Genomic DNA, 6,736 nt, shown 5'->3' on the forward strand with positions numbered 1-6,736 from the left:
GGAGGGGCGACGTCGCGGTGGAGCCCGTGAGGCCCCACCGCTGGACGGAGCAGTTCGAGGAGCTGAGGGCCAGGACGGAGGCCTACAGGGCGCGGACGGGTGATAACTTCCGCGTCTTTCTGGCCAACATGGGGCCCATCCCCCAGCACAAGGCACGGGCGGACTTCATCTCGAGCTTCATGGAGGTGGCCGCCTTCGAGATGCTCCGCAACGACGGCTTCGAGACGCCGGAGGCGTGCGCGGAGGCCGCCGCCGCGAGCGGTGCGGAGATCGCGGTGATCTGCTCCACGGACGCCACGTACCCTGAGGTGGTGCCGCCGCTGGCGCGGGCGATCAAGGAGCGGGCGCCGAAGATGGGCGTCTACCTGGCCGGGGAGCCAGCTCCGGAGTTCAAGGACGCCTACGTCGAGGCCGGCGTGGAGGGCTTCATCAGCGTCCGCTCGAACTGTCTTGAGACTTTGTCCGGATTTCAGAAGATGAAGGGGATGTTCTAAAGATGTCCGTATCGTATAAAAACCCGGATTTTACGCAAATTTCGCTGAACTGCCCCACTTCCGGCCCGGACTTTGACGAGGCGGTCTGGAGCCGCAACTTCGAGGCGGAGACGGGGTCTGCGCCCGAGGCGATGACGACCCGAACGATGGAGCAGATCGACGTCCCACCCCTCTACACGGAGGCGAAGGGCGGGCACCTCGCCCATTTGGCCTTCGACAAGCCGGGGCTGCCTCCCTTCCTGCGGGGGCCCTACCCCACGATGTACGTCACGCGCCCCTGGACGGTGCGCCAGTACGCCGGCTTCTCCACGGCCGAGGAGAGCAACGCCTTCTACCGGCGCAACCTGGCCGCGGGCCAGAAGGGCCTCTCCATCGCCTTCGACCTGGCGACGCACCGCGGCTACGACTCCGACCACCCGCGCGTCGTGGGCGACGTGGGCAAGGCGGGGGTGGCCGTGGACTCCATCCTGGACATGGAAATCCTGTTCTCCGGCATTCCGCTGGACCAGATGTCCGTCTCCATGACGATGAACGGCGCCGTGCTGCCCGTCCTGGCCTTCTACATCCTGGCCGCGGAGGAGCAGGGCGTGGACAAGTCCGTCCTGTCCGGCACGATCCAGAACGACATCCTGAAGGAGTTCATGGTGCGCAACACCTACATCTACCCGCCCAGGACCTCGATGCGCATCATCGGGGACATCTTCGCCTACACCTCGCAGTACATGCCGAAGTTCAACAGCATCAGCATATCGGGCTACCACATCCAGGAGGCGGGGGGCACGGCGGACATCGAGCTGGGCTACACGCTGGCGGACGGCCTGGAGTACCTGCGCACGGGCATCAAGGCGGGGCTCACCATCGACGCCTTCGCCCCGCGCCTCTCCTTCTTCTGGGGCATCGGCAAGAACTACTTCATGGAGGTCGCCAAGATGCGCGCCGCCCGCATGTTGTGGGCCAAGATCGTCAAGGGCTTCGACCCGAAGAACCCCAAGTCCATGGCGCTGCGCACCCACAGTCAGACCTCCGGCTGGAGCCTGACGGAGCAGGACCCCTACAACAACGTGGAGCGCACCTGCATCGAGGCCATGGCGGCGGCGCTGGGCCACACGCAGTCGCTGCACACGAACGCCCTGGACGAGGCCATCGCGCTGCCCACGGACTTCTCCGCGCGGATCGCGCGCAACACGCAGCTCTACATCCAGGACGAGACGAAGGTCTGCAAGGTCATCGACCCCTGGGGCGGCTCCTGGTACGTGGAGTCCCTGACCAGCGAGCTCCTGCGGCGCAGCTGGGCCCACATCCAGGAGGTCGAGGAGCTGGGGGGCATGGCTGCGGCCATCGACACGGGGCTTCCGAAGATGCGCATCGAGGAGGCGGCGGCCCGGCGTCAGGCCCACATCGATTCGGGCGCGGAGGAGATCGTGGGCGTCAACAGCTTCCGCCTCGACAAGGAGGACCCGCTTGAGATCCTGGAGGTGGACAACACGGCCGTGCGCGAGGCGCAGATTGCGAGATTGAAGAAGTTGAGGGAGAACCGGGATCAGGAGAAGGTGAAGGAGTGCCTCGACGCCATCACGAAGGCCACGGAGACGGGCGAGGGCAACCTGCTGGCGCTGTCCGTGGACGCGGCACGGGCCAGGGCGTCGCTCGGCGAGATATCGGCTGCCGTGGAGAAGGTCTGCGGGCGCCATCAGGCGGTGATCCGCTCCATCTCCGGCGTCTACAGCAGCGAGTTCAAGGACGCGGACGTCATCGACGAGGTGCGGAGGATGACGGACGACTTCGAGAGGAAGCACGGCCGCCGCCCGCGCATCATGGTCGCCAAGATGGGGCAGGACGGCCATGACCGGGGCGCGAAGGTCATCGCCACGGCCTTCGCCGACATGGGCTACGACGTGGATATCGGCCCGCTGTTCCAGACCCCGGCGGAGACGGCCCAGGAGGCGGTGGACAACGACGTCCACGTCGTCGGCATGAGCTCTCTGGCCGCGGGGCACAAGACGCTTCTGCCGCAGCTGGTGGACGAGCTGAAGAAGCGCGGACGCGAGGACATCATGGTGGTCGTGGGCGGCGTCATCCCGGCGCAGGACTACGCCTTCCTGCGCGAGCACGGCGCCGCCGCCATCTTCGGCCCCGGGACGGTCATCCCCGTCTCCGCCAAAAAGGTCATGGAGGAGCTCAACCGCCGTGTCGACGACGACTAGGCCCGAATGGACGCCGGAAGGGGCTGGAGCCGAGTTCGCCTGCCGCGTCATGGGCGGCGTGACCGACGCCCACGACGGCATGGCGTTTGCGCCGGAGCCGTCCCCTGCTCCCGTCCCGAAACGCCGGAAGCTGGCGCTTCGGGACTACGTGGAGGGCGTGCTGGAGGGCGACCGCGCGGTCCTCTCCCGCGCCATCACGCTGGTGGAGAGCAACGCGCCGGCCCACTTCGACCTGGCCCGGCAGGTCATCTCCGCCGTGCTGCCGCGGACCGGGCGCGCCGTGCGCGTGGGCATCACGGGCGTGCCGGGTGCGGGCAAGAGCACGTTCATTGAGGCGCTGGGCACGTGGCTCTGCGACCGGGGGCACAGGGTGGCGGTGCTGGCGGTGGACCCCAGCAGCACGGTGACGAGGGGCAGCATCCTGGGGGACAAGACGCGCATGGAGGAGCTGTCCCGGAACGAGAACGCCTTCATCCGCCCCTCCCCCTCCGGGGGGACGCTGGGGGGGCTCACGCGCAAGAGCCGCGAGACGATGCTGCTCTGCGAGGCGGCGGGGTACGACGTCGTCCTGGTGGAGACGGTGGGCGTCGGCCAGAGCGAGGTGACGGTGCGGGACATGGTGGACTTCTTCATGCTCCTGGTCATCACGGGCGCGGGAGACGACCTCCAGGGGATGAAGAAGGGGGTGATGGAGCTGGCGGACGCCATCGTGGTGAACAAGGCCGACGGGGCCAACCGGATGAGGGCCCAGACCACCCGGGCGGACTACGAGCAGTTCCTGCACTACCTGCGGCCCTCCACGGACGGCTGGACGAGCCGTGCCTACACCTGCTCCGCCCTGACGCGCGAGGGCATCCCGGAGGTGTGGGGCATGGTGGAGGACTTCATGGAAAACGTCCGGAGCTCGGGCGTTTTCGCGGAACGCCGCCGGCGCCAGGCGCTGTCCTGGGTCCACTCGATGGTAGAGGACCACCTGCTGCGCCGCTTCTACGAGGACCCCGGCGTCGCGGCGGAGATGCCGGAGATCGAGGAGCGGGTGGAGCGGGGCGAGCTGGCCGCCACCCAGGCGGCCCTGGAGCTGCTGGCGCTCTATGAGAGGGGTCGGGACCGACAGGAGTGATGGGGTTGCCCACCTGGTTCGTTGAAGGCCGGAACGTTTCGCCGGGGGCTTGACAGCCTGTACCGCGACCGGCCCCACTTAAGGAAACACTGATTCAGTCGTTGAGAACTGTCAACCGTATGGGCTCCCTTCAGTGCCTGAAACTTCATCAGGCCGCGCGAAGCGCGTGGGGATTGGGACTGACGGCCCGTGAGCGCCAGCGAACGGCAGCCGGAAGGCTCCCCGAAGTGGGGGGCGTAGCCCCATTTTAAAATTTTAGGGAAGCGCTGAAGGATACCCTTTGTTTGATGATCCTTAATTGCTTTCAACAACTTTTGAAGATTAATCAGCGCTTCCTTAATTCAAAGGAGGTGAAGTTCATGAAAAAGCTGTCGTGTGCGTTCCTGGTGGCCCTGGCGCTCTGCGGCGCGGCGGCGGCGAACGTCGCCTACACGACGGTGGACGCGGGCTACACGGGCGCCATCGGGGTCATCGACGAGGCCCTGCAGGCCGGGAGGGCGGTCGGCAGCCTTCGGGGCGACGCCCTGGGCGCGTCGTTCCCGCAGGGCGGCAGGCGGCTCTACGTCTTTTTGGAGCACGACCACACCACGGGGGACAAGGCGGCCGTTTACAATCCCGCCAGCTGGGACGTGCCCGTCGCCAACAGGACCTGGACGAACGCCATGAACGTTCACGGCCTGGCCGCCTACGGCGGGAACCTGTACGCCGCCGCCCACGAAGGGGGCGCCGTCATTCAGGTGAACACCTCGAGCTACACCGCCACGGGCCGTTATTACATCTGCACCGCCGCCCCGGCGGGGTACGTCCCCCACGCGGAACGGGTCCTCGCCGCCGGGAACGTGATCTATGCCCTGTTCACGGCGACGCGGGGCAGCTATCCCGGCTACACCTACGCGAGCAGCGTCCTGGTGGGGCTGGACAGCGCACTGAACAAGGAGCTCGTGCGGTACGAGGGGCTGGGCAGGAACGCCGTGGACATGGCGAAGATCGACGCCGGCCGGATCGCCGTCGCCTGTCGCGGCACGGGCGGCGTGCAGGTGGTGAACCTGAACGCCGCGGACGGCGCGGACTGGCTGGCTTTGGAGGTCGTCAGCGCGGACGACGGCACCGCCCTGGGCAGCGTGACGGCGGTCTGCGAGGACGGCGGGGGCGGTTTCTATTTCATCGCTGAGCGGCGGGACGGGGCGGCGGCGAGGCCCACCCTGACCCTCTATCGCTGGACCGGCTCCGCGCGGTACCCCGTGAAGGTGTACGAGGCAAAGGGCGTCGCCGGCTACGCCTGCCAGCTGGTGCGCGACACGGCGTACCGAAATCGGGTCTTCGCCGTGATGGGCGACAGGGTGGCCGTCCTCGAGGCGGACGGGCGCCACGTCAAAACGATCGGCAGCGCGGAGCTGGGCGGCAACCCCACCAGCATCGCGGTGATCGACCGCCCGGCGGGCGATGGAGGGAAGGACAAGAGCAGTTCGGGCGGCGGGTGCGGTGCGCTCGACCTGGGGGGCCTGGCGCTGGTCCTCCCGCTCCTGGCCCTGCGCCGGCGGTCCACCCCGCAGCGACGCGGATGAAGGACGGCCTCCCATAGTCTATAATTGGGGAGAAAGGCGCCCGAAGAGCCCCTGCGGGCCGCGCCGCACACTTTGCACATCAGGGAGGTCAAGGAACTTGAGGTTGAAGAGCTTTGGATCGAGGAACTTGCGGTTCGCGAAAGAACTTCTCCCCGCGCTGCTGCTCCTGTTCTCCGCCGGGGCGGCGGGAGCCAACGTGGTCTACACGGCTGTGGGGGCGGGGAGCTCCACGGCGTCGGTGGGCGTCATCGGGATCTCAAGCGCCGCGAGCGTCGACGTGCGCCCCTCCGTCCTGACGGGGCGGCCTGCGGACGCGGCGGTCTACGCCTTTCAGCGCGACGGCGGCCAGTACGTCCTGGTCAGCCATTCCAACTCCACCACCGGGGATGCGGTCTACGTCTACAGCGCCGCCAGGGGCTGGAACGCGCCCATAGCCAGCGCGGACTGGCCCGGGGTGCGCGGCGTCCGGGACATGGACGTTTCCGACAACGGGCGCAGCCTGTTCGCCGCGGCCTACGACAGCGGCAGCCTCGTCGAGATCAGGACGGAAACCCTGCTGCCCACAGGCAACGTCCTGGCGCTCAGCGCGGACGGAGGGAACGTCCACGGGCAGCGCGTCCGCGTCCGCGGCAAGGAGATATACGCCCTTCTCACGGCTGGGAACGCGAACGGGGACAACGTGTCGGGGTGGCTGTTCCGCCTGGACGGCCGCCTCGTGCCCTACGCGAGCTTCGACCTCGGCGCTGGAGCGACCGACATGGCCCTCTACGACGACGAGAAGGTGCTTGCCCTCGTCTACGGGAATGGGGACGGAATCAAGGTCTACCAGCCGGGCAGGGGGAAGTTCAAGGACCTCGTCAACGGCTCGGGTGGCTATGGCGATATCGTTTCGGTCTGCGAGGACGGCGGAAGCAGCATCTACTTCATCGCGCAGACGGCTTCCGGTGCGGACGCGCTCTACCATTGGAAGGACAGCGCTGCTGCCGAGGTGTGGCGCTCTGCGGACGCGCCAAAGGACGGACTTCGGAGGCTGGTCTGGGACACGAGCGCCAAGGCGCTGGCGGCGACGACGGGCGACCGGGTCCTGATCTTCAAGGATGACGCGTTGGTCCGAACCCTCACGAGCGGCGACCTGGGCGGGACGGTCACGTCCCTTGCGACCTTCAACGAGGTAGCAGACGAGAATGACGGGGACAGTGGCTTCTGCAGCGCGCTGGGCCTGGGGGCCGCGGCGCTGTTCCTTCCGCTGGCGCTCCTGAGACGGCGAACGTAGAGGAAGCGGGAGAGTAGGGGGCCGCGCGGCGAACGCCGCGCGGCCCCTTTTTGTGTATTCATATCAATTCGCGTTTAAAG

At 67.5% G+C, this 6,736-nt stretch carries 5 protein-coding genes; all 5 read left to right on the forward strand.

Annotated elements, in window-relative coordinates; all coding sequences use genetic code 11:
• Positions 1-494 (forward strand): cobalamin B12-binding domain-containing protein (locus tag SY1_RS10080; protein WP_423868979.1); only part of this gene is annotated, 494 nt, incomplete at its 5' end.
• Between the two features lie 2 nt (positions 495-496).
• On the forward strand, positions 497-2,698 hold the full coding sequence (scpA, locus tag SY1_RS10085) for a methylmalonyl-CoA mutase (RefSeq protein ID WP_015556958.1): 2,202 nt from the start codon (positions 497-499) through the stop codon (positions 2,696-2,698).
• On the forward strand, positions 2,682-3,818 hold the full coding sequence (meaB, locus tag SY1_RS10090; RefSeq protein WP_243440660.1) for a methylmalonyl Co-A mutase-associated GTPase MeaB: 1,137 nt from the start codon (positions 2,682-2,684) through the stop codon (positions 3,816-3,818). The genes scpA and meaB overlap by 17 nt, the downstream gene beginning before the upstream one ends.
• A 359-nt stretch (positions 3,819-4,177) precedes the next feature.
• Positions 4,178-5,383 (forward strand): Synerg-CTERM sorting domain-containing protein, encoded by a 1,206-nt coding sequence (locus SY1_RS10095; protein WP_015556959.1) that lies wholly within the window; start codon positions 4,178-4,180, stop codon positions 5,381-5,383.
• A gap of 97 nt (positions 5,384-5,480) precedes the next feature.
• Complete coding sequence (locus tag SY1_RS10100) at positions 5,481-6,656, forward strand: hypothetical protein (RefSeq protein WP_208873691.1); 1,176 nt, start codon at positions 5,481-5,483, stop codon at positions 6,654-6,656.
• Positions 6,657-6,736 lie beyond the last annotated feature (80 nt).

It is taken from the genome of Fretibacterium fastidiosum (genome assembly GCF_000210715.1).
GTDB classification, from domain to species: Bacteria; Synergistota; Synergistia; order Synergistales; family Aminobacteriaceae; genus Fretibacterium; species Fretibacterium fastidiosum.